This window comes from Fodinibius salipaludis (assembly GCF_002287075.1).
GTDB lineage: Bacteria > Bacteroidota > Rhodothermia > Balneolales > Balneolaceae > Fodinibius > Fodinibius salipaludis.
This window is the reverse complement of the sequence record NZ_NSKE01000037.1, coordinates 1-574: the sequence shown is the minus strand read 5'-3', so window position 1 is coordinate 574 and position 574 is coordinate 1. Positions and strand designations below refer to the sequence as shown.

Annotated in this window: 1 protein-coding gene; it reads right to left on the bottom strand. The window is 55.9% G+C overall.

Features of this window, described 5'->3' with window-relative positions; all coding sequences use genetic code 11:
• A partial coding sequence (locus CK503_RS15930; RefSeq protein ID WP_141239964.1) for a CARDB domain-containing protein occupies window positions 1-574 on the bottom strand: 574 nt, incomplete at both ends.

Here is a 574-nt window from a genome sequence, read left to right as displayed (position 1 = left end):
TCCCAGCTCAAAGTCAGTGACTGGCTGGTCCCGGCATTTAAGCCACTTATAGACCTTGAGTCAATTGTTGCCCCACTATTTTGATTCACAAGCGAAACGGCTATGTCTTGGTTAACATCTTGGTTGCCCAGGTTTTCTATTGTTGTCGAGACCTCTACCTGGTCGCCTTGGGTAGCTTCCGAGGGGGCCGTCATCGAGCTTACTGCAATGTCGGTGACGGGCGTTTCGTTGATGGTCACACTGGTCGTTCGGGAATTGTTGCCCGTATTCTCGTCGTCAAAGTCGTGGCGGGCTTCCAGCTCGTGGTCTCCCAGCGACAATCCCCGGGTATCCCAGCTGAAGGTCAGGGTGGTCGAGGCTCCGGCCGCCATTCCGCTGACGGATTTGCTGGCCACTTGCGTGTTGTCGGTGCGATCCCGGAGAGTTACCGTAAATCCATCGGTCGCATCCTTGTTGCCGGTATTACCCACCGTTACCGAAACGTCCACCTGATCTCCCCGAGTAACCTCCGTGGGAGCCTCCATGGCGCTCACTGCAATGTCGGCAACCGGGGTTTCGTTGATATTCACGCTGG